28 protein-coding genes and 1 pseudogene are annotated in these 25,112 nt (G+C 54.5%); 8 read left to right on the top strand and 21 right to left on the bottom strand.

Translation table 11 applies throughout. The features are described from left to right. Positions 1-32: 32 nt before the first annotated feature. From G3T16_RS15185 to G3T16_RS15165, 5 genes are all read right to left on the bottom strand, one after another. On the bottom strand, positions 33-800 hold the full coding sequence (locus G3T16_RS15185; protein WP_163495974.1) for a succinate dehydrogenase iron-sulfur subunit: 768 nt from the start codon (positions 798-800) through the stop codon (positions 33-35). Then, positions 797-1,510, bottom strand: a complete 714-nt coding sequence (locus G3T16_RS15180) for a DUF6448 family protein (protein WP_197911698.1) — start codon at positions 1,508-1,510, stop codon at positions 797-799. The genes G3T16_RS15185 and G3T16_RS15180 overlap by 4 nt, the downstream gene beginning before the upstream one ends. A 522-nt stretch (positions 1,511-2,032) precedes the next feature. Continuing rightward, positions 2,033-3,178 (bottom strand): cytochrome P450, encoded by a 1,146-nt coding sequence (locus G3T16_RS15175; RefSeq protein ID WP_163495973.1) that lies wholly within the window; start codon positions 3,176-3,178, stop codon positions 2,033-2,035. 213 nt (positions 3,179-3,391) lie between these two features. After that, a complete protein-coding gene (locus tag G3T16_RS15170) occupies positions 3,392-3,640 on the bottom strand; it encodes a cupin domain-containing protein (protein ID WP_197911697.1) in 249 nt (82 codons plus the stop codon). A gap of 129 nt (positions 3,641-3,769) precedes the next feature. After that, positions 3,770-4,228 carry a 2-hydroxyacyl-CoA dehydratase gene (locus G3T16_RS15165; protein WP_163495971.1) on the bottom strand — a complete coding sequence of 153 codons (459 nt, stop codon included), beginning with the start codon at positions 4,226-4,228 and terminating at the stop codon, positions 3,770-3,772. Between the two features lie 308 nt (positions 4,229-4,536). Here G3T16_RS15165 and G3T16_RS15160 point away from each other — a divergent pair, with 308 nt between their 5' ends. After that, on the top strand, positions 4,537-4,854 hold the full coding sequence (locus G3T16_RS15160; protein ID WP_163495970.1) for a hexameric tyrosine-coordinated heme protein: 318 nt from the start codon (positions 4,537-4,539) through the stop codon (positions 4,852-4,854). A gap of 52 nt (positions 4,855-4,906) precedes the next feature. Here the strand turns inward: G3T16_RS15160 and G3T16_RS15155 are convergent, their stop codons facing one another. The 10 genes and pseudogenes from G3T16_RS15155 to G3T16_RS15105 form a co-directional block, all read right to left on the bottom strand. Beyond that, on the bottom strand, positions 4,907-5,371 hold the full coding sequence (locus G3T16_RS15155) for a cytochrome c (protein ID WP_163495969.1): 465 nt from the start codon (positions 5,369-5,371) through the stop codon (positions 4,907-4,909). Positions 5,372-5,384: 13 nt separating this feature from the next. After that, positions 5,385-5,807, bottom strand: a complete 423-nt coding sequence (locus tag G3T16_RS15150; protein ID WP_163495968.1) for a DUF488 domain-containing protein — start codon at positions 5,805-5,807, stop codon at positions 5,385-5,387. 41 nt (positions 5,808-5,848) lie between these two features. Then, positions 5,849-6,994: an NnrS family protein gene (locus tag G3T16_RS15145; protein ID WP_163495967.1), complete on the bottom strand. Its 1,146-nt coding sequence runs from the start codon at positions 6,992-6,994 to the stop codon at positions 5,849-5,851. Positions 6,995-7,245: 251 nt separating this feature from the next. Beyond that, positions 7,246-7,848, bottom strand: a pseudogene (locus G3T16_RS22050) (type IV toxin-antitoxin system AbiEi family antitoxin). 387 nt (positions 7,849-8,235) lie between these two features. Further along, the gene (locus G3T16_RS15130; protein ID WP_197911696.1) at positions 8,236-9,156 is read right to left on the bottom strand and encodes an SIR2 family protein; all 921 of its coding nucleotides are present in this window, start codon (positions 9,154-9,156) and stop codon (positions 8,236-8,238) included. A 210-nt stretch (positions 9,157-9,366) separates the two neighbouring features. Beyond that, positions 9,367-10,803: an IS1182 family transposase gene (locus tag G3T16_RS15125; RefSeq protein WP_163495964.1), complete on the bottom strand. Its 1,437-nt coding sequence runs from the start codon at positions 10,801-10,803 to the stop codon at positions 9,367-9,369. Positions 10,804-11,071: 268 nt separating this feature from the next. Beyond that, the gene (locus G3T16_RS15120) at positions 11,072-11,941 is read right to left on the bottom strand and encodes a nucleotidyl transferase AbiEii/AbiGii toxin family protein (protein ID WP_163495963.1); all 870 of its coding nucleotides are present in this window, start codon (positions 11,939-11,941) and stop codon (positions 11,072-11,074) included. Beyond that, on the bottom strand, positions 11,922-12,962 hold the full coding sequence (locus tag G3T16_RS15115; protein ID WP_163495962.1) for a type IV toxin-antitoxin system AbiEi family antitoxin: 1,041 nt from the start codon (positions 12,960-12,962) through the stop codon (positions 11,922-11,924). The genes G3T16_RS15120 and G3T16_RS15115 overlap by 20 nt, the downstream gene beginning before the upstream one ends. Positions 12,963-13,628: 666 nt before the next feature. Beyond that, entirely contained in the window at positions 13,629-14,348 is a 720-nt protein-coding gene (locus G3T16_RS15110; protein WP_163495961.1) for a DUF899 domain-containing protein, read from the bottom strand. 13 nt (positions 14,349-14,361) lie between these two features. After that, entirely contained in the window at positions 14,362-14,796 is a 435-nt protein-coding gene (locus G3T16_RS15105) for a YybH family protein (protein ID WP_163495960.1), read from the bottom strand. A gap of 330 nt (positions 14,797-15,126) precedes the next feature. Here G3T16_RS15105 and G3T16_RS15100 point away from each other — a divergent pair, with 330 nt between their 5' ends. From G3T16_RS15100 to G3T16_RS15080, 5 genes are read left to right on the top strand one after another with little or no spacing between them, the layout of a single operon-like run. After that, complete coding sequence (locus G3T16_RS15100; RefSeq protein ID WP_197911695.1) at positions 15,127-15,492, top strand: ArsR/SmtB family transcription factor; 366 nt, start codon at positions 15,127-15,129, stop codon at positions 15,490-15,492. Beyond that, positions 15,489-15,953, top strand: a complete 465-nt coding sequence (locus tag G3T16_RS15095; RefSeq protein ID WP_163495959.1) for an SRPBCC family protein — start codon at positions 15,489-15,491, stop codon at positions 15,951-15,953. Before G3T16_RS15100 ends, G3T16_RS15095 begins: the two co-directional genes overlap by 4 nt. Further along, entirely contained in the window at positions 15,953-16,438 is a 486-nt protein-coding gene (locus G3T16_RS15090; RefSeq protein WP_197911694.1) for an SRPBCC family protein, read from the top strand. The genes G3T16_RS15095 and G3T16_RS15090 overlap by 1 nt, the downstream gene beginning before the upstream one ends. A 1-nt stretch (position 16,439) precedes the next feature. After that, on the top strand, positions 16,440-16,988 hold the full coding sequence (locus tag G3T16_RS15085) for an SRPBCC family protein (protein ID WP_163495958.1): 549 nt from the start codon (positions 16,440-16,442) through the stop codon (positions 16,986-16,988). A gap of 4 nt (positions 16,989-16,992) precedes the next feature. Then, a complete protein-coding gene (locus tag G3T16_RS15080) occupies positions 16,993-17,388 on the top strand; it encodes a VOC family protein (protein ID WP_163495957.1) in 396 nt (131 codons plus the stop codon). A gap of 118 nt (positions 17,389-17,506) precedes the next feature. On the opposite strand, the gene G3T16_RS15075 is transcribed toward G3T16_RS15080, so the two are convergent. From G3T16_RS15075 to G3T16_RS15055, 4 genes are all read right to left on the bottom strand, one after another. Next, a complete protein-coding gene (locus tag G3T16_RS15075) occupies positions 17,507-17,935 on the bottom strand; it encodes a VOC family protein (RefSeq protein ID WP_163495956.1) in 429 nt (142 codons plus the stop codon). Between the two features lie 22 nt (positions 17,936-17,957). Next, entirely contained in the window at positions 17,958-19,121 is a 1,164-nt protein-coding gene (locus G3T16_RS23400; protein WP_269473235.1) for a membrane dipeptidase, read from the bottom strand. A gap of 109 nt (positions 19,122-19,230) precedes the next feature. Further along, the gene (locus G3T16_RS15060) at positions 19,231-20,211 is read right to left on the bottom strand and encodes an ornithine cyclodeaminase family protein (protein ID WP_163495954.1); all 981 of its coding nucleotides are present in this window, start codon (positions 20,209-20,211) and stop codon (positions 19,231-19,233) included. 49 nt (positions 20,212-20,260) lie between these two features. Beyond that, complete coding sequence (locus G3T16_RS15055; protein ID WP_163495953.1) at positions 20,261-21,403, bottom strand: DUF819 family protein; 1,143 nt, start codon at positions 21,401-21,403, stop codon at positions 20,261-20,263. Positions 21,404-21,575: 172 nt separating this feature from the next. On the opposite strand from G3T16_RS15055, the gene G3T16_RS15050 reads away from it, so the two are divergent. Together G3T16_RS15050 and G3T16_RS15045 are read left to right on the top strand one after the other, a co-directional pair. Then, complete coding sequence (locus tag G3T16_RS15050) at positions 21,576-22,169, top strand: AraC family transcriptional regulator (RefSeq protein WP_163495952.1); 594 nt, start codon at positions 21,576-21,578, stop codon at positions 22,167-22,169. A 44-nt stretch (positions 22,170-22,213) separates the two neighbouring features. Then, a complete protein-coding gene (locus G3T16_RS15045) occupies positions 22,214-22,744 on the top strand; it encodes a helix-turn-helix domain-containing protein (RefSeq protein ID WP_163495951.1) in 531 nt (176 codons plus the stop codon). On the opposite strand, the gene G3T16_RS15040 is transcribed toward G3T16_RS15045, so the two are convergent. Together G3T16_RS15040 and G3T16_RS15035 are read right to left on the bottom strand one after the other, a co-directional pair. After that, entirely contained in the window at positions 22,735-24,078 is a 1,344-nt protein-coding gene (locus G3T16_RS15040; RefSeq protein WP_163495950.1) for an FAD-dependent oxidoreductase, read from the bottom strand. The genes G3T16_RS15045 and G3T16_RS15040 overlap by 10 nt on opposite strands. Position 24,079: 1 nt before the next feature. After that, complete coding sequence (locus G3T16_RS15035; protein WP_163495949.1) at positions 24,080-25,108, bottom strand: dipeptidase; 1,029 nt, start codon at positions 25,106-25,108, stop codon at positions 24,080-24,082. Positions 25,109-25,112 lie beyond the last annotated feature (4 nt).

The following is a 25,112-nucleotide window of genomic DNA, read 5'->3' as shown; positions in this document are numbered from 1 at the left end:
AATCCCTCCTGCATTCATGATGAAGTTGGGAGTCAGGTGCCTTCTCTAAGGAGGCGACGGCGAATACCGCTGATCGCCTGCATCGGGTTGAGCCCCTTGGGGCAGACCTGGGCACAGTTCTCGATATCACGGCACCGAAAGACACTATAGTGATCATCCAGGGCCATCAGCCGCTCGGTTCCAGCGGTATCCCGGCTGTCCTCCAGAAAACGCTGTGCTTGCAACAAGACCGCCGGGCCGAGGTACTTGTCTGGATTCCACCACCAGGACGGACAGCCGGAGGTGCAGCAACCACAGAGGATGCATTCGTAGAGCCCGTCGAGGCGGGCGCGCTCCTCGGGAGATTGAAGCCGCTCTGTCGCCGGTAGAGGCTCATCATTGATAAGCCAGGGTTTGATCTGACGATACTGCTCGAAGAAGTGCGTTTGATCCACCACAAGATCCCGTATTACCGGCATACCGGTCAGGGGTCGAATCACCAGCGATGCATCCGGTGCCTTCCTTACCGAGGCCACCCCACTGCCGTAATTACTTTTCTGCGCGACCCAGGTGCCCGCCAGTATATCCGACACCAGAGATACACAGGCCAAGGCATTCTGGCCATTGATGTTCATACCATCGGAGCCGCAAACACCTTCGCGACAGGAGCGGCGGTAGGTCAGGCTGGGATCGCGTTCTTTCAGGTGCTCCAGCACATCCAGCACCATGCGCTGGCGGAAACGGTCGTCTACCTGGTAGTTTTCCATCCGAGGCTCGTTATCCAAATCAGGATTGTAGCGGTAGACCTGGACCTCAATCATAGACTCGCTCCCATCTCCACATGCTTATGACTGGGCCCTGATGTTACGAGGTGGTTCACACCCAAGACAAAATGTGTGGACTCGACATACGCTTTAACATATTCCCTACCCTGTTCCACCGACTGTTCGGCCACCTGGCGCTTGCTGTAGGCGTCCGCGAAGCGTTCATAAATACCTTCGCGTACCGCAGCTGCGGTGGCGTCGGCGAGCTTCCCACCTTGGCCGCTTTTTAGCGCACGGTCAGCAGCAGTAATCACCGGATCAACGCTATCAGCCGGTTTCAGTCCGGTAAATCCCTCACCCTCGGTGGCGCGGTGAATCCTGACCAGGGTCTCAAAAAAGTAATTATCGGCAACCTTCATGGCGACGTCACTTTCGCCGCGAACCGCCAGCGCCATCTCAAACGCTTCGCGGATTGCGATTTCATCGTCCTCGCCAACCCACTTTAGTACGGAGTCAATCTTCTCGCCGGCGAGGGCTGTTTGAGCATCTTTGACTACAGGGCCGCTCATGCTGTCGCAATGCGCTGCGCTTGGGGTGGACACCAATACCGCCAGCATTAGTGAAGCAGATATCGCAGTTGTGCGACCGAGAATCCGATAGGCAGTCATATAAATCTCCTCGAAGGTACTGAGGCCCTCAAAACGTTTGCCGTGCCTGGCTAGGTCCAGAATACAGTGGGCGGAGATTTCGGACTGTTCGCTGTCCAACAGACCCTTTTCAGCCTTAAGGATAAGCTGTGTAGTCCTCAAACACACATACTGGCAGAGTTGTTGCGCAAATGGCTAATCCAAGCTCGAGCACGATGGAAAGGGACCGCCTCCAATCCCAGATGGCACTGTCGAGGTGGGATAACGAGGGCGGATCGTATCAACACGAAACCCAAGCTGACATGCCTGAAATGACGAACGCCGAATTGGTGCATCTCCGGATTCGCGTGATTGCGCTGGAGAACCTGGTCATAGCGCTGCTCGTCGAAGGGTCAGATCGACAGCATCAGGTAGTCCGGGAAATGGCGAGCGCTATCGCACCCAGAGTAGGCTTCATCCAGCACCCTCTCACCCAAAGGGCCGCAGATCAAATGACCGACATGGTCAAACGCGCTCAGCATTTCCGGACAGTGCAGTCATCGTGAGCGCGGCGTCTCCTTATTCATTGTCGCGGGGGCAGCGCACCGTGAACGGTCGCATTCCATCGAGTCGTTCACTCTTCTAAACACGCAGATTGGGCTTTTAACTGAACCGCAGAGGAAGATTGGCAAACCCGTTACCGGGAAAGACATCGCGGTCTGGATCGTTGTCACCGACCAACTCAAAGCCCTTCGTTTTGGCAAGTAATTCCTCGATTGCCACCCGCAGTTCGAGCCTGGCGAGAGGGGCTCCCTGGCAAAAGTGAATGCCTTGGCCCCAAACCAGGCCATCGGCCGTGTCTCTCTCGATCTTGACTGCACCGGGCTCTTCAAATGCGCGTGGATCGCGATTGGCGGCGATCCACATCAGTGTGAGATGTGCACCTTTTGGGATTGATCGACCGTTAATCTTGACCGCCCGCGTCGTGATCCTTGGGTTGGCGACGAGCGGACCGTCCGTTCGCAGAATTTCCTCAATGGCTGCGGGAACGAGCGATGGATCCTTCCGCAAACGTTCCTGAAGGTCGGTCTCCTGAGCCAAGTGCAGGACCAGGATGCCCAAACTAGCAGCGACGGTGCCCTGTCCGGCCGTCCAGTTGCGCAGGATGCTCACGATCTGATCGTCATCGAGCGGTACGCCGTCGACTTCGGTTCTCATCAGCGCATCGGTTGTATCGGCTACATCGTTGGGGAAATCAAGTCGTGCATCCAGGTTGGCTTTGACGTGCTCGGAGAAGAGACTCGCGAGATGCTTGCCAGCAACAGGGTCTTTGTTGAAGGCGGCCTGTTGGCTACCATGTACCCAGCCGCCAAGACAGTCCCACTGCCGCTCGGACCAACCGAGAATGGCGCACAGCGTCTTCAAAGCAAAAGGGGTTGCGAAAGCATTGATGAACTCTACCTCGATACCAGAGTGCAACGGTCCCAGCAAGCCTGCGGCGATTCCGCGGGCAAGCGGCTCAACCCTCGCCATCTGTTCCCGATCGAAGTTGGGATCAAGTGCTTTCCGGTATCGACCATGATCCGGCGGATCCATTCCGTTCGGGATGGCCAGGAATTGCGATACATTGCTGTACGTCTCCGAATCGGCGAGGACGGCAGCAATTTCTTCATGGCGGAACAGCGACCACCCCATGAACTCGCTGTGAGCCACCGGGCACCGCTCTCGCATCTCATCGTAGGCTCGTCGTTGGTCCTTCAGGATCGATGCACCCAGCGGGCTCCAATCATCAGGCCGTTCCCCGCTCATTCCGCATTCCTTTCTCTGATAACGCTACATTTGACAACGTAGGCGAACGACCAAGTGAACCGAGGGGCCCTTCGAGGTGCTTTCAAAGCCGTTGCCGTATCTGGCTAGGCTGAGTATAGCGGTGGGGGAAAGCCTGCTCTGTTCGTCCACCAACATATGCTCCAGCAGCAACTGGAGCCGGGTCGAAAACATGCATCACTTGGAGAGTGGGGCTTAAAGAGTGGCACCATCCATCAGTTCACCAGGGTGTCTGGGGTGATAGATCGTGACCAGAACCGAGGCATCTTCCAGTGCCTTCAGGGCGTGGGGTTGCCCCCCATCCAGATAAAGCAGATGGCCCGAAGACAGCCGCTGGACCTTGTCCTGCCCGATACGGAAATCTACCAGGCCTTCCAGGCACTGTACCGTGATCTCGCCGACGACGGCGTGATCACTGAACTCTTCCCCTTCGAGCAACACCACGCGGAACACTTGCAAGTGCTCTGAACGCAGCAGAGTTGTATTCTTGGAGTCGCACAGATCTTTTCCCAAAGGGCGAACGTCTACTATCTCCCCAGGGGTCGCGTGGTGCAAAGCCATAGTTTACTCCAATCAGTACATTTCCAGTCGGCCGATATCACGCACTTGAAGTCGCATCTCGGCGTCCTGATTCTTCACCAGTTCGTTAAACAGTTCTGTCTCGCTGGGAATCTGTGCCAGTTCTCCACGCATACGGTACATGTCCTTAAGCGTCTGATTGGCCGCCATGGCGTTAGCCAGAATGTCTTGCACATCGCGACAATCGACGCAATGTGGAATCCGGTCCAGCACAAGAGGGTGCACAAAATCCGCGCTGTCGATCAGCCAGGTATCAAGTACTCCGGTTTTGTCATCTTCAAGGTACCTTTCAATGTTCTCCCGCATGCGCCGCTCTCGGTCGGCCAGAAAATCCAGCGCCATTTTCATACGCTCGTCGTCCTGGTCGCTGGCTAAATGCGTATACCTGGCAGCCAGACTTGCATGGAAATCGCAAACCCATTGCAGCAACTCTTTTACTTGGCGAAAAGCCATGAATAGTTTTTCTCCGCATGAAAACGAAAGCGCTTGGCGTGAACGTACTCTTGTTTGCCGGAGGTCGCGAGCCAAATTTTCACAAGGCTTTCAAAGCGCCTTGAGATAGATGTATATTATATGCCTCTTATGATGCCGTCCGCCACCCAAAGCAAAATCTGTGGAGCGCAGCCAGACCCGTCATCCACCATACCCGGCCGCATCGGCATTACGCTTGGCGACGAGGATGCAACCAGTGGACAGATCTATGGAACTTTGAGGGCTTTTTCCAATGGGAAGGGCCGGCACCACGACAAAAGGAGTGCAATATGAAATCGGTATCTACACTGCTACTTTCGATGGTGGTCGCGGGACTGCTGATTCTTCCCGTAAACGCGCTTGCCGAGCCCAATCGTCCCGACAGCTGGCTGCCTACACTGCAGACGGATACTCCCGAGCAGGGCTTTGAGCTGGCGGTAAAGCTTTCCCGCATGGGCGTGAAGACTACACAGCCGGATATCGACGCCCTGAAGCAAGGCCGTAGGCAGTATGCAAAGGATCCAGATGCGCTCATTGATGCATCCAAGGTGATCGCAGTTCACTTCAGCACTATAGCAGCAGCCAATGACTACTGGCGAGACGAATAGGTCCGACCGGTACTGTCTGCCGGGATAGCCGGGATCTGCGTCCCGGCAGCCCTCACTGTGCATCGAGCCCGTCGAAACGCTCGCTGACGTAACGGCTGTGGCAGGTAACACAGGCCTGCGTCAGTTGCCCGAATATCTTCAGCTGAGCCGCGGTGTCTTCCCTGCCCCCGCTATCGGATAGCTGGGCAGCCAGCGCGTGGAATCCCTGATCCAGCTGCAGAAACCCCTCGGGAACAGCATTCTTCAGCGCCTTGCGCCCTTCCGGGGTGATAGATTGCTGCAGAATGAAGCTGTCATGGATCGCTTTGCCCTGTTTCTCGACGACTTCGTGTTCTCCGCGAACAATAGAGCCATGGATGACTTTCATGGCCGCATCAATTTGCAACATTTCCTTCTGCAGCAACGAGCGGACCTCAGGGGGCAACTCAGCGGTGACGTCTTGAGCTGATGCAGCTTGGGCCAAACAACTGAGGCACAAAGCGCCGATGGCGAAAAATCGCTTGCTCGTGAAAATCATGACCTGTCTCCATTTACTTTTGTGAGCCTGATTGGTTGTAACACACTGGCGAGGCATTCTCACTTGGGGTTTCATCCTCTTCCCTCTCCGCCAGTAACACTTCCCGCAGGGCCACTGCCTGGTTGTGCTCGCGGTCCCGGGCAGCGAATATCAGGGTGACTGGGCCCTGTCGACAATAATCGAGTAGCTTCGACAGCGCCTCGGGCACTTGGGTCAGTTCGTCGCGGTAGCCGCGGCGAAATTCGGCCCAGCGGTCAGGGTCGTGGCCGAACCATTTCCGCAGTTCAGTCGACGGCGCCAATTCCCTGGCCCACCAGTCCAACCGCAGGTCCGCCTTGCGCACGCCGCGTGGCCAGACACCATCCACCAGAATCCGGGCGCCGTCTTCGTCTTCCACTGGATCGTAGACACGCTTAAGTTGGATCGGATCAGTCATTACTTACATCCTTAAAACGAAATAGCACTGAAAAAGCCATTTTAAACAGGGTGCGTTCTTTCAGGCCCGGCGGTCGCCATCACCCTCGAATTAGGCACATCAAGTAACAAATGCGCGGCTAGCCAGACAAGCGAAACCGACCAGGCCACAGCTGCCAGCCAGAGTGCTTCCACTCGAACGCCGCTAACGATGTCTGCTGCCAGCCGTGACAAGGTCGCCGTCGTCATCAACAGCATCATGCCAAGCATCAACAGAGCCGGAGGCGGACGCTTCCATTGGCGCTGATAATGCTGGCGAGCCATGACAACAGAAGCGAGAGTTCCCAACCCACCTACGGTCACCAGGTGCAGTGCCGTTCGTTGTCCCGTTCCCTGCAGCAGGGTTGCCCCGAACACGGCCAAGCCCAGAGCCACCCAGCCGTAACCGACACCGGCAGCCCAGAGGTCGGGGCGTCGGCACTGCCAAAGACACCAGCGAAGAAGACGGATAGTGGCCACGAGGCCCGCTACGAGCATCAAGGTACCGGACGCGGCCCTGGTGACAGGAATTGAGAGCGTTACAACTGCCGCACCAAGGAGCAGCAACATCAATGCCTCGAGTCGGGGCTGCACCCTTGCATCAAGATGCAGGCCGCGTTCACGAAAGGCACCGGCGGCGACCGGCGCAATCAGACGCCCGCCCATGAATAGCATCAATGACGCAAAGAGCAGCGCGCCCAGCTCAGCCAGTGGCATCCGGACAGCCGAAAGCCATAGCAACGGCATTATGATGATCGCGCCAAGCAGCGGCATGACAGCTTTGTTGCGCCACTTGCGGGCGTGTCGGAAACGGGGAATGACCAATGCACCCAGTATCAGGGCAAAGAGCGGACTCAACAGTTGACCGGGCAGCGACGACGGAAGTGCCACAGCGGCGACGCGAGCCGCCAACCAGAGCCCCGCGAGTGCCAGAAGCGAGCGCCGGGATAACGGTCCCAGCAGATAACCGCTGACCAGCGCCAGGGCAAAACCGAAGAACATCTCCCGCCCATGGCCGGTGCCCACCAGCCCCGCCGGCCAGCTGCTGCCGGTCATGGCCAGGACGGATAGCGAACCGGCCAATGCGCCATATAACGCAGCCAACGGAAAAAAGACCCGGCAAGCATCGGTGCGGGTCGGAATCTGGCTCTTCTGCGATGTCCTAGACATGAGCGAACCATATTAAGAAGCAGACTGGATGCATGTTATAGTCTCGTGGCTTCATTGCATAGCTGCATCCCCTCGTCGGCTCGAAAAAGATAAAAGCGTAGAATCCGCAAACCGTGTTGCAGGCTGGTCAACCGGTCGCAAGAGATGTGGGTGGGTTTAGATTAGTCGCTCGAAGCCACACCGTGCAGCGTCGAATACCGAGAGCGATCAGCCAGGAATACTTTCCGCAGTCAGCTCAGGCTGCAGTAATATTAACGAAGGTGCTTTTCACGAAGCCTTTTGGCCGGATCCAGGTTGCGCGGGTGGCCGGTTGCCACCAGGTCTGCATACACGATGAGAGGGTGCACTAGCCTTGAGCGTATAGTCTCGGTCTTCTGTTTCCAGAAGGGTTTAATCAAGTCTAGCTTGAGACCCATCCTTTTATCTGGTTTGGCTGTCTTAAGCTGGGCGTGCTTCAGGAAATAAGACGTCCGTACTTTGCCAATGTATACCACTGCGTCTTTTGCGTTCAGTTAACCGGTATATTCGACAGCGGCCACCTCACGTCCCCAGACAGCCTCAAATTCCTCTGGCCGAATGCCTTGCCACCAATCAGGATAATCGGTCGTGCAGATCCCCAAACGCCGCTTGTTTCCTAACTTGGGTGGATACGCGTCCACCCATTTGTCCAACAGTTGGACGTAGTCGGCTATCCGCCTTGCGCCGTTGATCTCTTCGACCAGAATGCCTTGTTCAAGCAAGTCACGAAAAACCTCGCCAAGGGCACCCAGTGCCACCTGAATCAGTTCGGCTATCTCACGGTATAGTACATTGATCACCTCGCGGTCTTGCAAGAACGCGTACACGATCTTCATCCCAGCGGGCTGGAATGCTTCACCGGCTTTTGTTCTGGTCCCAACCCTTAGCTCCGGCTTGTTAGCTTTGATATGGATATAAATCGGGGGCTGGTTGAGGTAGGCAATGCCAGTCACATCAAAATATTGAATACCGGTCTCCCTCAACTTATCAGCCATGTTCGGGTTGACGTAATCTGCGGTTAGAAGGCCCGCACCAGGAGTAGCAAGCTGTTGCAGCTGGCTTTTGACTGACCCAATGTCGGTATCCGTGGCCAAACTTTGATTTCGGCCACCAGTCCCCCTGCCTCTTGACTATCTTGGGTCTCACGAATATGAAATGGAGAAAATGGCCGCTTCGTTTGAACGTCGGGCCGGCCGCAAGGCCAGTAACACCTACCTCTACGATTACCGCTCGCAAAATCCGATCAAGACACATTTGGTTTGCGATGAGCACTGCGTCAAACCTGACTCACGAGCAATTAACGATGGATCAAGCGGTGTGTGCGATTCTCGGATGGGGAAGATACCTTTTTCCTCTTCAGTCCAATTGACGGAGCCGTGTAACTTGCAGAAGTGTACAAATCCATCAACAGCAGCCCAACGACGCGAGGTAATGTCCAACTGTTCTGCCAGTGCAAATCTGTAGGTGGCAGGATTGAACTTGCGCTCTACGGTTCCTGAGAAGCCATTGGAGTATGGAATGCCTGAGCGATCCATGGCACGTTCATTGAAAAGATCGTAATTGGTCGTGAACACCCAGGGCGGCGCAAGACCGCGCGAACGCGTCGCCAGGGACTGGTAAAAACGCTGATAGTGCGTGACAACGCTTTCATCGCCATTGGAAAAGGGGCCTGTAGTGCACTTGAACAGAACGAACTCTTTAATACCTGCAATTATCTGATCAATCAGAGTGAGAACCGAACTCAGTTCGCCCTTTTTACTTGCTTTGCAGAATTGGTGGGCATTGATGAGAACCTCCATCATCTGCTCAATATTACCCTTCACGTCATCGGCGGAAAGGTCAATACCAAGTTTGTTATTGAGTTCAGCCTTTTGCGCAGGGCTGACAAAGGCCTCTCCTCCATCATCGGCGGGCTCCGTGGCGAGCAGCGACTGAAATTCTTCTGCCAGAAATTTCATCGTCGAAATTCCTAGCTCATCGTCGCCATTTCTCAGTGAAGAACAACCAGATCCCATTAAGAAAGATAGATTCTTGGCCCCAAAGACTTCCGCCATCTGCCGCTGGATGATATCCGCTTTGTCTTCCCATGGACTTTCGTCCCTGAGCTTTTCGAATTCGTCACGGCGTCCCTTCAAGAATTTCATATCACTATTTTTACACCTCGTTCAAAAACGTCGCGTGGTCAGTGGCTACTGAGTCGATTTGGATGCTCCAATTTATTAGTATTAGCAAATCTCTAATTTCCACTTTGGGTCCAGCCTGTGTGAAAACCCACCAAAAAGTTGACTCATTACCGATCTCAAATCCTAGCCAATCGACCCGATTATTTTCTCAAGAATAAAGCGGCCAGGTTTTCAGGTCTGGATCGCCTGCACCAATCGCTGCGTACCGAAAATGCTCAACATACGCTTCATATTGTAGGCCAATACATGCAAGCTCATTTCGGTACTCACCTTTGGTAGCGTTCTAGTCAAAAAATGCGTCGCACCCATCCACGCTTTTAGTGTTCCAAATGGGTGCTCAACAGTTTGTCGCCGTATCCTTGCTGCTTCAGGTAGATTATCTAACCGAGTTTGCATCTGGTCCATCACCGCCTCGTGTTCCCACCGGCGAATTCGTCGATAGCTGGACGTCGTGCATTTTTCGCGGATTGGGCAGGCCGGACAATCAGAGGACCAATAGAGTCGGATGTCCAAACCTTTTTCCTCAGAGCGGAATCGATATTTCGCTCTCTTGCCGGCTGGACATTCGTATTCATCTACTTCGGCGACATAGACGAAGTCCCGTTTGTCGAAACGCCCTGCTGCCCTACTATTTGACGTGATTACCTTTGGAACTAGCGCGGTAATATTTTCCTTGTCGCACTCAAGTACTTCTACGCCGCTGTAATAACCACGATCTGCAAAGACAGTGACTTCGTCCCTGGCTACAGCCTGCTTCCCTTGTCTGGCCATATTACCCAGCTGAGATCGATCGTGACCCAGGTTTGTCACTTCGTGAGCTACGATGATGTGGTGCTTCGCATCCACGACTGCCTGCACGTTGTACCCTACAATTCCAGTGCCTTTTCCACTGGTTGCCATAGAGCGGGCGTCCGGGTCTGTCAGGGAAACCTGGTGATCGGGCGACTGTTCAATAATCTCGCTGAGGGAATCCAGCCGTTTCAACAGCCCTTTTGCGGCCTCCAGACGCTCCTTTAAGTGTGTAATGCGCGCCTGAGGTAATGAGTCAGGCTGCCGGTCGGCCCGATCAAGTTCGTCAAGATAGCGGACAACACGCTCTTCAGTCTGGGCAATGCGAGCCTTTAGCTTTCCAGGCGTGTAGTTTCGATCTCGACTATTGACTGCCTTGAACTTACTGCCATCTATAACCAGAGTCGAGTGCTCAAATAGTTCGAGCTGACGGCAAAGAATGACAAACTGACTACACGTCTTGCGAATTGCTCCGCCATTATCTTTTCTGAAATCGGCGATCGTTTTGAAATCTGGACTTAAACGGCCTGTCAGCCAAATCAATTCGATATTGCGTTGGGTCTCCCGTTCAAGGCGTCGACTCGACTGAATACGGTTCAAGTAACCATAGATGTAGATTTTAAGGAGAATCGAGGGGTGATATGCCGGACGCCCCGTAGGGGCTGGTTTAACTCGATCAAAACCCAATGCGCCGAGGTCTAGAGAATCCACAAATATATCCAGAAGCCTGGCGGGATTATCTTCGGAAATATAGTCGTCGAGACTTTCAGGAAATAAAGCCGACTGCTGTCGACTTTCACCGCGAATGAATCCACTCATCTACGCGCTCCCCCAATCCCTTAGACGGACGGTTAATTATAACATAGGACTTTTCACACAGCCTCGGTCGAAAGCGGCCCCAAAGTATTCTACACACACTCCCATTAATGGGCGAGGAAGGACATGTGCTGCAGTTCGCATTCCGTAACATCCAGAAGAAAAATCCCTGCCATCGATTTGTTTAGCGTTGCTATCCCTTTGCTGCCCAACTTCCTCCGCACCTGGTTAACTGGTCAGGCCAAGTAATTGGTTTCGTTGGGTGCGAACATTATTGAGGTGTCTCTTGCTGCAAAAATGACCCTGCAAAAATTTCCAGGAGCTCAGCAGAATCAGACAGGCTAATATCGCGTGATCTCTGCATGTGCCGTGAGAATTGTTCCACTTCCGGCGCCCTACCGAATAATTGATCCTGCAAGAACACTTTGGTTTCCGGGAGCGCTAGCGCTCCCGCGTCTCGACCGAGCTTCATGGCGCTGGCTTTCACTTCATCCCAATCCTGAGCTTCCATGCAGCCCTCTTCATAAGTTGCCGCAAGAATTTCCGGGATTTTGGTATAGCTTTCGATTAGATAGCTCAAGTCCATGGCGTCCTTTGGCTTGACCTCTATCTCCCGATCGACCCAGGCCACCAACTTGAGAATAGCCAGGCCCGCCGGGGAGGCGACAAGAATAGTCGCATCAGAGTTTTCGCTAAAATGCACGGTAAATGCACTTTCCATGGCTTCAGTGAATCCGAGTACAGACATTACGAAAGTCTGATCAGGCGGCCAGCTCACGGTGCTGTTATCCCCAGTGATATTGCCAAAAGGTACGATATCAATTTCCCAGGGTAAGCCCTCGGAGTCATTACGGGTCAGGCTATGAGGTTTTTGTCTGTCTTCCGTGAAGCCATGCTCGATCAATTTTTCCTTCAGTGTATTGAAATCCTGCCAGCTGGCTACGTTAATGCCAAAATCCACATCCCGGGTGCCACGTTCTATTGTTGAGCCGAAGCCGTGAACAAGCACCAAATCCCGAGCCATCGCGCCAACCACCAGGAATTCGATACCCAGACTATCCGCGACCTCGCGCATATCGCTATACAGCTCCACCAGGCCTCGTGGCAATTTCCCAGCAATATTAACGAAGGTATTTTTCACGAAGCCTTTTAGCCGTATCAAGATTACGCGGGTCGCCGGTCGCCACCAGGTCTGCATACACGATGAGCGGATGTACCAGCCCTGGGCGTACCGTCCCGGTCTTCTGTTTCCAGAAGGGTTCAATCAAGTCTATCTTGGGACCCGCCTTTTCATCTGGCTTGGCTTTCTTCAGCCGGGCGTGCTTCAGGAAATCAGCCATCCGTGCTTTGCCGATGTACACCACCGCGTCTTTTGCGTTCAGGTAGCCTGTATATTCGCCAGCGGCCACCTCCCCTCCCCAGGCAGCCTGAAATTCCTCTGGATGGACGCCTTGCCACCAATCAGGAGTATCCGTCGTAAAGGTTCCCAGACGATGCTTTTCTTTTAGTTTGTGTGGATACGCCTCCACCCATTTGTCCAACAATTGGTCGTAGTCAGCTATCTGCCGTCGGGTGCCTTTGATGTCCTCAACAAGCATACCTTGTTCGAGCAAGTCACGAATAACCCAGCCGACTGTACCCAGAGCCACCTGAGCCTGTTCGGCTATCTCACGGTAAGGCGCATTGATTAGCTCACGGTCTTGCAAGAACGCATACACGATCTTCATCCCGGCGGGCTGAAATGCTTTACCGGTTTTTGTTCTGGTCCCAACCCGCAACTCCGGTTTGTTCCCTTTGATATGGATATAGACCGGTGCCTGGTTGAGGTAGGCATTACCCGCCACATCAATATATTGAATACCGGCCTCCCTCAACTTTTCAGCCATGTTCGGGTTAACGTAATCTGCGATGAGAAGGCCTGCATCAGGAGTGGCAAGCTGTTGGAGCTGGTTAATCACTGCTCCAATGTTGATATGCGTTGCCCACTTTTTGATTTCGGCCAGCAATTGGGTACCGTTGCCAGGCATCTGCAGAATCGCATCGATATGCCTGTTACCCTTGCGCACGTCAACCTCAACAACATCGAGCTGCAGCGCAGTTTCCGTACGTAGAGCGTTGATAGCTCCGTACAGTATGTCGTATTCCATTTCCAGTCGGTTCATGGAGTTAAGCGCATCCTAAAATTCAGATGATGAGCGGCTGTTCATGAATATACTATGTTCATTAATATTGAACAACGACTTTTTGTGAACATCTAACTTGGCGTTGGCTCACTCTATACGTCTCGATTAGTAGATCGCGACATATGAAGAGGCGCATTGATCGTGCGCCAGAAAAACCAGGACGGAACCTGCGGGAGATTTGCGGGACTTACTCTGATTTGTTGTGCTCTGTGCGGGAAATTCGCTGTGGGTGTTCGTATTTAAGTTAATAAAATCAATCAGTTAAAAATATCCAGCCAAATTCATAATGCTGAGGTCGGTGGTTCAAGTCTACCCGTAGCTACCATATTTTCCTTTTTAAATCAAAAGCTTCCAAAATCTCAAGCATGGGCACCACCTCTTCATCGAAGATCCCGGGGCTCTATCCAATTAGCGGGGATGGGCCGGTTTTCGCTTGACTTACAAGCCATGCCGACAAAGAACACGCCCAGCGGCACCACCTCTCACCACAATCGCTCCGAGCCATACCCGGTGCGTTTCGTGCCTCAACGCACCCTATGCGGCTGTGAGCCCGCGCGAATCTCTGATGACCACCGGCAGTGGGACGGTCTCATTCCATAAGCGCAGAACTCCATAGGGTGCGCTGACGAAGGAAGCGCACCTTCCTCATGTTAGTGAGGCCTCATAGCGGTCGTGGTGGCGCCACCAGGAATACCGGGGACCCTTGGGCCAGCCCCCGGGCGAGTCTTCCCAGTCTTCCTGGCGGCCGTAGGGCGCTATATCGAAATAACTGAAGCTGCTGCCCAGGTATTCCACCCCACGGTGCTGGGTGAAGTAGGTCCGGTAGATGTTGCCGTCGTCGTCGCGCAGGAAAACGCTCATCCCGAACATCTCGCCATCCTGGCATTCGTCGGGGCGCGGGGTTTTATGACCAAGACCGAAATCGAAACTGAAGTCGTTGTCGAAAGACGAGTACCAGGGCAGGCTCCAACCCATGCGCTGCTTGAAGGGCTCGATTTTCGCCAGTGGCGCGCGCGATACCAGCACCAGGTTGATATCGCGGGCATGCAGGTGTGCCGGATGGCACATGTTGTCCACTACCATGGAACAGCCATCGCAGCCTTCCTCGGCATTGGGGCCGAACATGAAGTGGTAGAGGATGAGCTGGCGGCGGCCATCGAAAAGATCCAGCAGGCTGGTCTTGCCGTCAGAGCCGTCAAAGACGTAGTCCTTGTCGATGCGGTACATCGGGTGCCGGCGGCGTTCGGCGTTGAGGGCGTCCTGCACCCGGGTGTGCGCCTTTTCCCTTTCCAGCTGTTTTTCGTGAGCAGCCAGCCACTCACCCCGGGAAACGACGGGTGGCATAGCGGTTTCTGAATCACTCATCACGGGTCTCCTGTCAGGGTTCGAGTTCGGTCAGGGCTTTCATGCTCTCCGGTTCGAAGGGTACGGAGTAGTGCTCGTGCGCAATCAGCCACTGGCCGTCGCTCTTGCGCAGGCAGACCGTGCCGCGCATCCAGCCGGTCTGTTCCTCGCCGTTTCCATCGCGGCAGCCGCAGATAGAGAGGTAGTGGCAGAAAGCTACATCGCCACCGACGGTGACGCTCTTTTCGGGGATCTTCATGATCATGTCGCCCATCGTCTCGGCGAAACTCATGCAATATTCCCAGTGCTTGCGGTAGGCATCGATACCCTTGAATTGCAGGGCGACAATGGCATCAAAGGCCACCACGTCAGGCGCATAGCAAGCCATGACCCCGTCGAGACTTCCGTTGCAGGCATGCTCTACCCAGCTGTCGATCAGGGCAACAATCTGTTTCTCGTCGTTACTCATATTCAATACTCCTTTCGTTGCGGTGCGTCGGGCAGCCTGGCACGCCGGTTGATAAAGCGGCGTATCGCCAGAGCTGAGGCCCCACCGGCAGCAGTACTGCCAGCGATGGCCAGGGCCAGTGTGGTAATACAGGCGGGACACATAGCTAGGCCTCCTGCTGTCGCGCGATGCCGGCCATGGGTTTCGTCATGACTTGATCTCCTTTGCTACAGATTGTCGTTCACTGTTTAGTCGAACTACCAAGCATGAACTCGACATGGCCAAAAAATCCCCATAAGTTAATTCAACCATATAGTTGAATATATCAGGATCGCCGCTATAATCAACCACATGGTTGAGCAAAATTCACAACAACTCGACAACATTTTCCGCGCCCTGGCCGACCCCACGCGGCGCGAAATGCTGCGCAGTCTCACTGAGGGCGAGCAGCGCGTGAGCGATCTCGCCGAACCTTTTGCCATGTCATTGGCCGGCGCCTCCAAGCACATTAAGGTGCTGGAATCCGCCGGCCTGGTGCGGCGCAGCGTGCGCGGCCGCACACACTGGTGCGAGTTGGATGCCAGTCACCTCGCCGAAGTCCACGAATGGCTGAGCTATTACAAGCGCTTCTGGAACCGTAGCCTGGAGGCGCTGGAAGCCCTGCTCAGATCCGAGGATGAAGCCGGAGCATCCACAGACAGCAAGGAGGATTCATGACTACAAGGGAAACCGTGTCAGCACGTGTCAGCCGTCGCATGGACGTTTCTGCCGAACGGGTATTCGATGCCTGGCTCGATCCTGACAAAATCCGGATCTGGATGTCTGCCGCGCTGAAAACAGCGGGCCTGGCTGGCGATGTACGGCGTGTCGAGCTCGATGCCAGGCCCGGCGGACGGTTTGTCTTTTCGGATATGCGCGATGAAGGTGAGGCGGTTCACTGGGGCAGTTACCTGGAAATGGATCGTCCACACCGGCTGGTGTTTACCTGGTTCACCTCGGAGAATGATGAAAGGCAAAACCTTTCAACTGTCACTCTTACCCTGGAGCCTGACAATAAAGGCTGTGTTGCGACCATCATTCATGAAATGAGTGCCGAATGGGCGGACTACATCGACCGGGTCGAAGGCGGCTGGGGCCGCATGCTGGCGCAAATCGATGCCATCGAAGGAGGCGCCTGATGCCACTCAAGAATGCCCCCGTCGTGAGTACTCAAATGCTCATTCGCAAACCGGTTGCAGAGGTATTCGAGGCCTTCGTAAATCCTGCGATCACGACAAAATTCTGGTTCACCAGGTCCAGCGGAAGGCTGGAACCGGACAAGACCATTACCTGGGAATGGGAGATGTACGGGGTCTCCTCTCAGGTCGAGGTAAAGGCGGTTGAACTCGATAACCGGATTGTCATCGAGTGGGACGACCCGCCCTGCCCCGTGGAGTGGCAGTTCATCCCTCAAGGCGACGCAGCGACCCTGGTAAAGATATCGAATTCGGGCTTTCAAGGCAGCGACGATGAAGTTGTCACCCAGGCCATCGACTCGATGAGCGGCTTCACCATGGTGCTGGCCGGCCTCAAGGCGCTGCTGGAACATGGCATCCGGCTGGATCTGGTGCCGGATCACCATCCCGAGGCCCTTACAGAATCATGGAACAACAGGAGTGAATGACATGGCGGAACTCAGCCTTCAGGAACTACCGGGCGAGCGCATCGACAAGGCAACGGTCCGCATCAAGCGCCTGCTGCCCGGCCCCATTGAACGGGTGTGGACATACCTGGTTGATTCCGACAAGCGCGCAAAGTGGTTGGCCGCGGGCGAACTGGACCCACGGCCCGGCACCGGCCTGGATCTGCTGTTCCGGCACAGCCAGCTTTCCCACGAAGAAACGCCCCAGCGCTGGTGCGGCGTGGACGGGCATGTAAACCATTGCCGCATCACGCGCTGCGAGCCGCCCCACTTGCTGAGTTTCACCTGGCCCGAAGAATGCGGCGAGGACTCGGCAGTGACGTTTGAACTCATTTCTCAGGAAGACGACGTACTGCTGATTGTTACCCATGAGCGCCTGTTCGACCGCGACACCATGATCAACGTGGCCGGTGGCTGGCATGCGCATCTGGGCCTGCTCGCGGATCAGCTCAATGGCCGGCCGCCGCGCGGCTTCTGGTCGGCATTCGATGCAGCAGAGCAGCTCTACACACAGCGCTTTGGCGAGGAGTAATCCCATGGCACAGCAAATCCTGACGCATCTGATGTTCGAGGGCAGCGCCGAAGAAGCCATGAACTTCTACGTTTCGTTGTTCGAGGATGCCGCCATCACCGACGTAAGGCGTTACGGCCCAGGCGAAATGGGCAAGGAAGACTCCATCATGATGGCGCGTTTCCGGTTGCGGGACCGGGAATTCATCTGCATCGACAGCCCGGTCAAACACGACTTCAGTTTCACGCCGGCGATGTCCATTTTCGTGGAATGCGAGGACGAAGCCGAACTGGAGCGGCTGTTTACCCAGCTTTCCGGCGGCGGTGAAGTAATGATGCCGCTGGACGATTACGGCTTCAGCCGCAGATATGGCTGGGTCTGTGACCGCTTCAGGGTTTCCTGGCAATTGAACCTGAAATAGATTTGCGAAGAAATTCCCCACTTCTCCCGGGACAGCTTGGCGAAGTACTGCTCTATGCCACGGCCAAGGATCTGGCCACTGAGCCTGTCGGAAGCTGTAAAACGCTATTTCTGTCAGATCAGTCCTCCCAGGGGTCGTAGCTGCCGAAATTCCACAGATTGCCTTCCAGGTCGCGGCAAGAATATAGACGTCCACCGTAATCCTGGTCCTTGGGCGGCATGATGATCTTCGCGCCCGCGGCCCTGGCGTGGTCATGATGGGCATCCACATCGCTCACGATGATGTAGGGGCTCTGCGCCACCGGCCCCGCCGGGTCGGCCAGCGGTGACTGCAGTCTGCCGAAAGCGTCATCCCGGGCCTGGCCCAGCATGATCATGCCATTGCCGAAAACGAGCTGGGCGTGGGCGATACCGCCCTCCCCGTCCTCCACAACCAGGTGGCGTACGAAACCGAAGGCATCGCACAGCCACTGGATGGCAGCCTTGGCGTCGCGATACCGCAGAGTAGGAATAATGGTTGAACGTGTAGGCTTGGCGTAGTGACCCATACTCTGTCTCCTGTTACCCGGGTTACCCCCGGATGGTCCGAATAAAGTTCTGCCACACCGGATACTCGGCCGGCGCCCACAGGTCCTCGATGAACGCCTGTGCTTTATCTTCGCCCCACAGGCCCCGGTTCTGTGCGTACAGGGAATAGAACGCACTCACACGATAATTGGCGGCGCAGTGGGTGTGAACCTTGTCTTCAACGGCGGCGTCCATTGCCTCACAAAAGGCCGCATAGTCGGCCACCGCCGGCGCCTGAAAATCCACCGGGACATAATAATCGCCCACGCCCTGCCCGGTTACGATCGTCGCCTCGTCGGGCACCGCGTATTCGCTACTGTCGGGCAGCAGGTTTATAATGAGCTCGTAACCCTCTGCGGCCAGTCCCTGCAGGCGTCCGGCACCGACCACCCTGGTGCGGTCAGGCGGCGCAGTACCGCGTCCGGCACATTGCGCATGTGGGGCGTCAGCTGATGGGCATTGGAGTGCGAATAGATCACCGGCGCCTCGGCGACATCCAACGCGTCGTGCATGACCTTGTGGCTGACATGGGACAGATCCACCAGCATGCCCAGACGGTTCATCTCGCGCACTACTTCCCTCGCCGAAAGGCGTCAGGCCATTGTGTTCGTCCTGTGCCGCGGCGTCGGCCCAGGTATTGCTCTGGGAGTGGGTCAGCGTCATATAGCGCACCCCCAGGGCGTAGAACATACGCAGCGCCCCCAGCGAGTTCTCGATAGCATGCCCGCCCTCCATGCCCAGCAGTGAGGCAATCTTGCCCCGCTCCCGTGCCCGCTCTATGTCCTGCACGCTGGTGGCAAAAGAGAAAGTGTCGGGATAGCGGGCCACGATGCGACGCGCGATATCAATCTGCTCGAGCTGAAGCCGGGCAAACCCCGCCTCCCCAGCCTCCTCCGTGCCGGGAATGTATACCGACCAGAACTGGCCGCCCACGCCGCCCTCCCGCAAGCGAGGTATATCGGTGTCCGTCGACACCTCGCCGCGCAGATCAACGGCTTCCACCGCGCGGCCCTGCTCACGGATGACGTTGGGCAGGTCGTTGTGGCCGTCGATCAGCGGGTGCTTTTCCAGCAACTCCCGGGCGTGGTGCAGGGCATCGTCGGCGACTGCCGGCCCTTGCAGGCCGAGGGCAATACAGGCCAATAAACCTGTGAGCATTTTGTTCATGAACCCTCTCCTTCACTGTAGTTTTGAACCATAGCCAATTGCCCACCATGCTCAGCCAGCTCATGCCGCCCAGGCGGCCAATGGCTTTATCGTGGGATGTCATCGGTTTCTAACGCGGACTGCAGGCGGGAGCACCTGCAACAGTACCATCGAAACCAGATTGTCCCGTCTCATATATCAGCGTGGCTGCAGCGAGATCTTCGGCGGCCACTCCGACAGACTTAAACAGTGTGATTTCCGCACCCTCCCGACGACCAAGGCTTGGAGATAAAACCAGTTCACGAAAATCTGCTTCGATATCACATGTTGCCAGTGCCCCCACCCTTATCGCTTCCATCAGGTCCCCGGCCTCGGCGACCGCACCTGCTTTTGAATCAACGAAAACTCGCGCTGACTGGAAACACAACGGAGTGGCCTCAGACATCGCCGGGGTGTGAGCCCCCACAAGATCAATGTGTAATCCCGGCTTCAGATGACTGGACTCAACAAATGGTGATGTGCTCGAGGTCAACGAAGAAACGATGTCTGAGGCAAGGATCGTCTCCCCAACCGTGGCAGTCACTGTCACGGGCAAATTGAATTCCCCGGTCAGTCTCCGGGCGCAAGCAACGGCTTTTTCTCCTGATCGCGCCCAAATATTGACGTGTTCAATCGGCCGTACAGCCCTATAGGCGGCAACAAAGTATACCGGAAGTTTTCCCGCGCCAAGAATGCCAAGGCGCGTGCTGTCTGGACGCGATAAATATGAAGCGGCCAGAGCGGAGGCTGCGGCCGTTCTTCGGGCGGTCAGCTCCGATGCGTCAAAGGTCGCGAGAAGGGTTCCGGACGACCTGTCAAACAAGCAAAATATGCCCTGGATCGTCTCCTTTCCTTGCTCCGGGTTGGCGGGAAAGACGGTTGTCAGTTTAACCCCGAAGTAGCGTTCGCCCTCGACGGCCGGCATCATCAAGAGCGCGCCGTCGCTACCGATTTTCAAATGCTGTCTCTGTACACCGTCCCCCTTTGCGAGAAAAATATTTCTCATCTCCTCGATCAAGTCGGGATAGCTACAAAGATGTGCGATATCCGATGCCGTATAGTGTTTCATCATACTCGGCCGCCTGTTCGAGTGACGGTGAGATATCGTGAACTAGTCCTAATCAATCTAATACTCCCAGAGTCCTTGCCAGGGCCAAGCCCAGAAAGTTGGCCGTCGCATATCCAAATATTCCCAGGACAATGCCTGGGGTTACAAGATTAATCCAACGTTTGCTGCCCGCAACGCCTGCTGCAACCGTAGGACCCATTGCGCATGCACATGACACAACAATGGCTTCGCTCAGACGAAACCCGAATATTCTGGCAATGCTCAATATGGCGATAAGATGACAAACAATAATCGTTGCGATAAACAGAACAAAATCAAGGCCGGACTCTCGCAACTCATGCAGGTTCGCGGACACACCGACAATAAAGAAAAAGGCCAACATGATCAGTACGCCAAGCCCGTAACTGGCGCGCAGTTTGGACATTGTTTGCGGATAAGCGTTGGCTAGCACCAGTGTGATCGCTGTAACAATTAGAGTCAGGTACGTTTCTCCTCCAATCCCCTGTGCGACAAGTCTGGATAGGACATAAATTGTAACGCTGACCGCCAGCCCCATTGCCGCCGACGTCGCTTTGACTGCCATACTATCCATCAGTCGACTCTCGGGATCTAAGGCGTCCGCACCCATACTCCCGATTTCCTGTGGAAACAAACCTGCAATTACCTTCACCACCGGCAGCACCAACAAAAAAGCCAATAGAGTCATACCTGCGATCGTGTCAACCGCCAGCGCAACAGCTATTTCCTTTTCCGGAAGTTCCAGAGAAGTCGCTACGGAGAGGAAGTTTACTGTTCCACCCACATAACTGGCTGCAAATACGCTTGCCCAGTCTTTGGAATTTTCGCCTACATCGACGATCAATGCAGCCAGCATAGCACCGAGAAGGACACCGACGGCTCCTGCTGCAAACAATTTGGCAAGCTGCCCGGCTTCGGTGGCAACCCTTTTCCACTCCGCCTCGTACAGAAACAGTGGAAGTGCAATCGGAACCAGTGAGGAGTAGATGAAGCCATAGAATGGCGCCGAATCTGGAATAAGCCGTACATTCACCAGCAACATGCCCAGCATCATTGCGATCAGTGCACTTGACAGGACTTTGCCGAATCTCCATCGCTCTAACACTACGCTTGCCGCCACCGCACAAACGATGACCACACCAAGCAATACCGTCTGGTTCGCTTCGATGACTGTCAATCCGATAGCCTCCATGTATTCTTTACGTCGTTCAATCCTCAGAGTATTGACGTGTCGCAGACAGCGCCATAACATTCACGCCAACTATCAGTATATTTTTACATGCAATCTATAAATTCCAGGGCCGATCACGGATGATCGACTGGTACGTAATGGATAGAGGACAGATACATTGTTGGAAGGCTATACAAATCAACAGATGGTGGGTCCTGCAATGACAGATGACAGGAACACCCCCGAGAGCATGCTCTCTGTTGGGTTCATTTTACTACCTGAATTCACATTGAGCGCCCTGGCCGGCTTTCTTGATACGCTCAGGCTTTCAGCCGACGACAACTTCGGAAACCGGCAATTGTATTGCTCGTGGACAATACTCAACCTCGACCTCAGTCCTGTTCGATCGAGTTGCGGAGCCAAGCTTGTCCCCTGGGAGACTCTTCGGAGACCGATCGACTTTGACTGCCTCGTGGTAGTTGGCGGCCTTGTAAAAGGGCATCAACACATAGACCCGCGGTTGACTAGATATATCGCCGAAACACATGAATCAGGCAAGCTGGTTGTAGGTCTCTGTACTGGAAGTTTTGCTCTCGCCTACTCGGGCCTGATGAAGCACCGGACAACTTGCGTACACTGGTTTCATAAGCCGGATTTTCAGCTCGCTTTTCCCGATCATAACTGCATTACGGACGTTGTCTATTATGAAGACGATCGCTGCCTGACTTGTGCGGGGGCGGCGCGTCTGGCGACGTCGCAGCCTACGTCATAGAACAATACTGCGGAAAGACTATCGCGAGGCTCGGAGTTAGCGGCATGCTGATGGAATCGCCACGAAGTATCCGCTCTCCTCAACCTCATCTAGAAGCCGACTGGTTTCACGGAATTAAAGACCCACAACTACGCCGATCGATTCTGATCATGGATCGCAGTATTCGATACGCATTTAATATGGAAAAACTGGCGGAACAGGCGGGGCTTCACAAAACCAAAATCAATCGTTTGTTCAACAATGAATTCGGCCTTTCGGCAGCAACATTCTTCCGACACCTCCGTTTGGGCCACGGCAACAGGGATGTCCTTTACACAAAACGAACAATCACCGATATCGCAATTGAATATGGGTTTTCAGATGCGTCGCATTTCACCAAGCTCTATCGCACAGCAGTCGGTCTAAGTCCAACGCAATTGCGGGAGCTTTCACCGGCAGATGCTCTTTCAGAGATATCCCAGCGCTTGAGTAGTGCCCCTGGGATCATCGGCAAGCTCATGGCAGGCAATCTACTCTTTTCGAGCGACCTCAGCCTGAACGTAGCGAAGGAGCGTTTGCTTGCGACTCAGAAATAATCACGATCAATCTGATACGGCCTGATATCGATCTCAGCCGGCTGGTCCAGCATGTGATCTGCGAGCAGATGGCCGGAGCCGGCTGCCATTGTCCACCCAAGATGCCCATGGCCAGTGTTCAAAAATAGTCCTTTTATTGAGGTGCCACCGATAAACGGCAGACCGTCTGCTGAAACCGGACGCAATCCCGTCCAGGCCTTTGCTTCATGCAGTCTCAATCTCGACCCAATCGACGGATATATGTTATCCAATGCGGACACAAGCTCTGCCACCCGCGAATCGTCAATGGTGTCATCATTACCTGAAAATTCGGCGAACCCAGAAACTCGCAGGCGTGATCCCAAGGGTGTAACCACCGCAAAGTTGCCATCGTCGACTACAGGAACACGGGGTAAATACCCCTCTTTGCACTCAAAGGTGACCGAATATCCTTTAACGGGCTTTATGGGCAGGGAAATGCTGTTCAGGGCGAGGAGTCCGACGCTGGCATGCCCCGCTGCAACCACTACTTGCTTGCAGTCGACAATGCCTGCCGATGTTTCAACACCGACGATGCCGTTCTTGTCTTCGACGATCCGTGCAATACATGTATTGAAACGTACCTCGCCGCCTACCCTTACGAATTCGTCGAATAGTCGCTGGGTAAATTTATTGGCGTCACCGGATTCGTCATCCGGATAGTATATTCCTCCTATGATGCTTCCGATCTTACTGGCTAACATGGGCTCAATCTGAATTATTTCTTCTGGAGTGACAACCGAGAATGCAAGACCTTCGTTACACATAGATCTCGCCAGACCGATTGCGCGAGAAAATGCCTTGTGATCTCGGAAAATCTTTAGAGTACCCTGCGAATCGCTGTCATACTCCAGATTCAGGGCAGTACGAAGTGCTCGTGTTCTCCCCATCGAATATTGAGCCAGCCTGAAGTTCATCTTGGACGCATATTGATAGTGTCGTGTATTCGCGCTGCGGAAAAAAGATAGACCCCAGAAAGCCAACTTTAGCATCTGACCGGCCCTTATACTGAACGGCGAAGATCCACCGAATGTGGCTTTGGCGACCTGCCACAACAAGCCCGGGGAATTCCACGGACTTGACATGGATGAAGTAAGCATACCCGCGTTGGCGTGGCTTGAGCCACTAGCAGGCTCAGAGCCTTCGTCAATCAGTAGTGTCGGCACGCCGCGCGCCGCGAGCGCATAGGCGGTGGAAACTCCAGCTAGTCCAGCGCCGATTACAATAGTCAGCGGCTTATCGCAATTGTTCGTCAATTCGTGTCGTTGTTTCATCATGTATTTGATCTCGGTGCCTTTGTTTGGGCCGTATTTCATTTCAGTTCCAAACTTCTGAGGCAACCCGCACTATATTTCTGCCAAGAATACAATGGACCTCCTCCCGACTCAGGCCTCGTTGAATTAAATGCGCCTGGATTTCAGGCAGAGCTGTCGGCGGAACAAATGTAAACCTTTCGGCCCCTTGCAGCGAGTCACCGAAGAGCGAAGGATTTTCCTGGACACAATCCTCCAGTTCTTGGGTATCGTAGACATAGTCAAGTCCGATACCGACATGAGAAGGACCCACGAGATCGATCATATAATCCAGGTGTATCAGAAAGCCTGCCAGGTCTGACCTACCGCTACCAATAAACGGGCCGACTCCGTTGAGGCAGATTACGCCACCCTTGTCTGCGCACATTTTCGCAAGCGCGTCATCAATGTTGCGCCAATGCGGATATACCGCCGCCGAATTCGAGTGAGAGAAAATTGGGGGATTCCTGGTATGTGCGATTAATTCCATGGCAGAGCGATGTCCAGTATGGCTGCAGCATACGATAATTCCCAGCCGGTCCATTTCCTCGACAACTTCCCGCCCGATGGGAGTCAAACCACCGTCAGCTGACCCGGGCAAGCATCCTCCAACAAGGTCATTGGATTTATTGTAGGTCAGGCACATCCAGCGTACACCGAGGTTATACAACGTTGATAGCCTGGAACTGTCGCCATTGAGGAGGGAACCGCCTTCGACGTCAAAGAAGATCCCCAAGCGCTGATCGCCTGAATTTTCCTTTTCGATTAGCTCTTTCCTTGACTGAATTAAGTGATATTGTTCGGGACGTTGCTCTATCCAGTTGCGTAGTTTCTCCGCAAAGCTAATATGGGACTCCCACGACATCTCACCGCATCCAATATTGATCGAAATCACCGTAAACCCCGCCTGACGATGAAGGTTCAGGCATTCAAAAACGAACTCTCTGTCTCGATGGAAGGGAAGACATACATGATTGTCTAGAACGATCGAGTTCATATGCAAAGTTGCCCTATAGTTAACGGAGATTGGTTGCTTGTGGCGGATTGCCGGCATTCTC

The organism is Kineobactrum salinum (genome assembly GCF_010669285.1).
In the GTDB taxonomy this organism is placed as follows: Bacteria; Pseudomonadota; Gammaproteobacteria; order Pseudomonadales; family Halieaceae; genus Kineobactrum; species Kineobactrum salinum.
Note: the sequence above shows the minus strand (reverse complement) of the source record. Positions and strands in the feature narration are given on the sequence as shown.

Coding starts and splice junctions, on each gene's coding strand:
- G3T16_RS15115 (WP_163495962.1), bottom strand. CDS start 12,962: ATGAACCGACTGGAAATGGAATACGACATACTGTACGGAGCTATCAAC.
- G3T16_RS15045 (WP_163495951.1), top strand. CDS start 22,214: ATGCTGATGGAATCGCCACGAAGTATCCGCTCTCCTCAACCTCATCTA.
- G3T16_RS23400 (WP_269473235.1), bottom strand. CDS start 19,121: ATGAACAAAATGCTCACAGGTTTATTGGCCTGTATTGCCCTCGGCCTG.
- G3T16_RS15155 (WP_163495969.1), bottom strand. CDS start 5,371: ATGATTTTCACGAGCAAGCGATTTTTCGCCATCGGCGCTTTGTGCCTC.
- G3T16_RS15085 (WP_163495958.1), top strand. CDS start 16,440: ATGGCGGAACTCAGCCTTCAGGAACTACCGGGCGAGCGCATCGACAAG.
- G3T16_RS15080 (WP_163495957.1), top strand. CDS start 16,993: ATGGCACAGCAAATCCTGACGCATCTGATGTTCGAGGGCAGCGCCGAA.
- G3T16_RS15090 (WP_197911694.1), top strand. CDS start 15,953: ATGCCACTCAAGAATGCCCCCGTCGTGAGTACTCAAATGCTCATTCGC.
- G3T16_RS15185 (WP_163495974.1), bottom strand. CDS start 800: ATGATTGAGGTCCAGGTCTACCGCTACAATCCTGATTTGGATAACGAG.
- G3T16_RS15075 (WP_163495956.1), bottom strand. CDS start 17,935: ATGGGTCACTACGCCAAGCCTACACGTTCAACCATTATTCCTACTCTG.
- G3T16_RS15160 (WP_163495970.1), top strand. CDS start 4,537: ATGAAATCGGTATCTACACTGCTACTTTCGATGGTGGTCGCGGGACTG.
- G3T16_RS15095 (WP_163495959.1), top strand. CDS start 15,489: ATGACTACAAGGGAAACCGTGTCAGCACGTGTCAGCCGTCGCATGGAC.
- G3T16_RS15110 (WP_163495961.1), bottom strand. CDS start 14,348: ATGAGTGATTCAGAAACCGCTATGCCACCCGTCGTTTCCCGGGGTGAG.
- G3T16_RS15105 (WP_163495960.1), bottom strand. CDS start 14,796: ATGAGTAACGACGAGAAACAGATTGTTGCCCTGATCGACAGCTGGGTA.
- G3T16_RS15130 (WP_197911696.1), bottom strand. CDS start 9,156: ATGAAATTCTTGAAGGGACGCCGTGACGAATTCGAAAAGCTCAGGGAC.
- G3T16_RS15125 (WP_163495964.1), bottom strand. CDS start 10,803: ATGAGTGGATTCATTCGCGGTGAAAGTCGACAGCAGTCGGCTTTATTT.
- G3T16_RS15035 (WP_163495949.1), bottom strand. CDS start 25,108: ATGCCGGCAATCCGCCACAAGCAACCAATCTCCGTTAACTATAGGGCA.
- G3T16_RS15165 (WP_163495971.1), bottom strand. CDS start 4,228: ATGGCTTTTCGCCAAGTAAAAGAGTTGCTGCAATGGGTTTGCGATTTC.
- G3T16_RS15175 (WP_163495973.1), bottom strand. CDS start 3,178: ATGAGCGGGGAACGGCCTGATGATTGGAGCCCGCTGGGTGCATCGATC.
- G3T16_RS15150 (WP_163495968.1), bottom strand. CDS start 5,807: ATGACTGATCCGATCCAACTTAAGCGTGTCTACGATCCAGTGGAAGAC.
- G3T16_RS15100 (WP_197911695.1), top strand. CDS start 15,127: ATGGTTGAGCAAAATTCACAACAACTCGACAACATTTTCCGCGCCCTG.
- G3T16_RS15145 (WP_163495967.1), bottom strand. CDS start 6,994: ATGTCTAGGACATCGCAGAAGAGCCAGATTCCGACCCGCACCGATGCT.
- G3T16_RS15060 (WP_163495954.1), bottom strand. CDS start 20,211: ATGATGAAACACTATACGGCATCGGATATCGCACATCTTTGTAGCTAT.
- G3T16_RS15040 (WP_163495950.1), bottom strand. CDS start 24,078: ATGAAATACGGCCCAAACAAAGGCACCGAGATCAAATACATGATGAAA.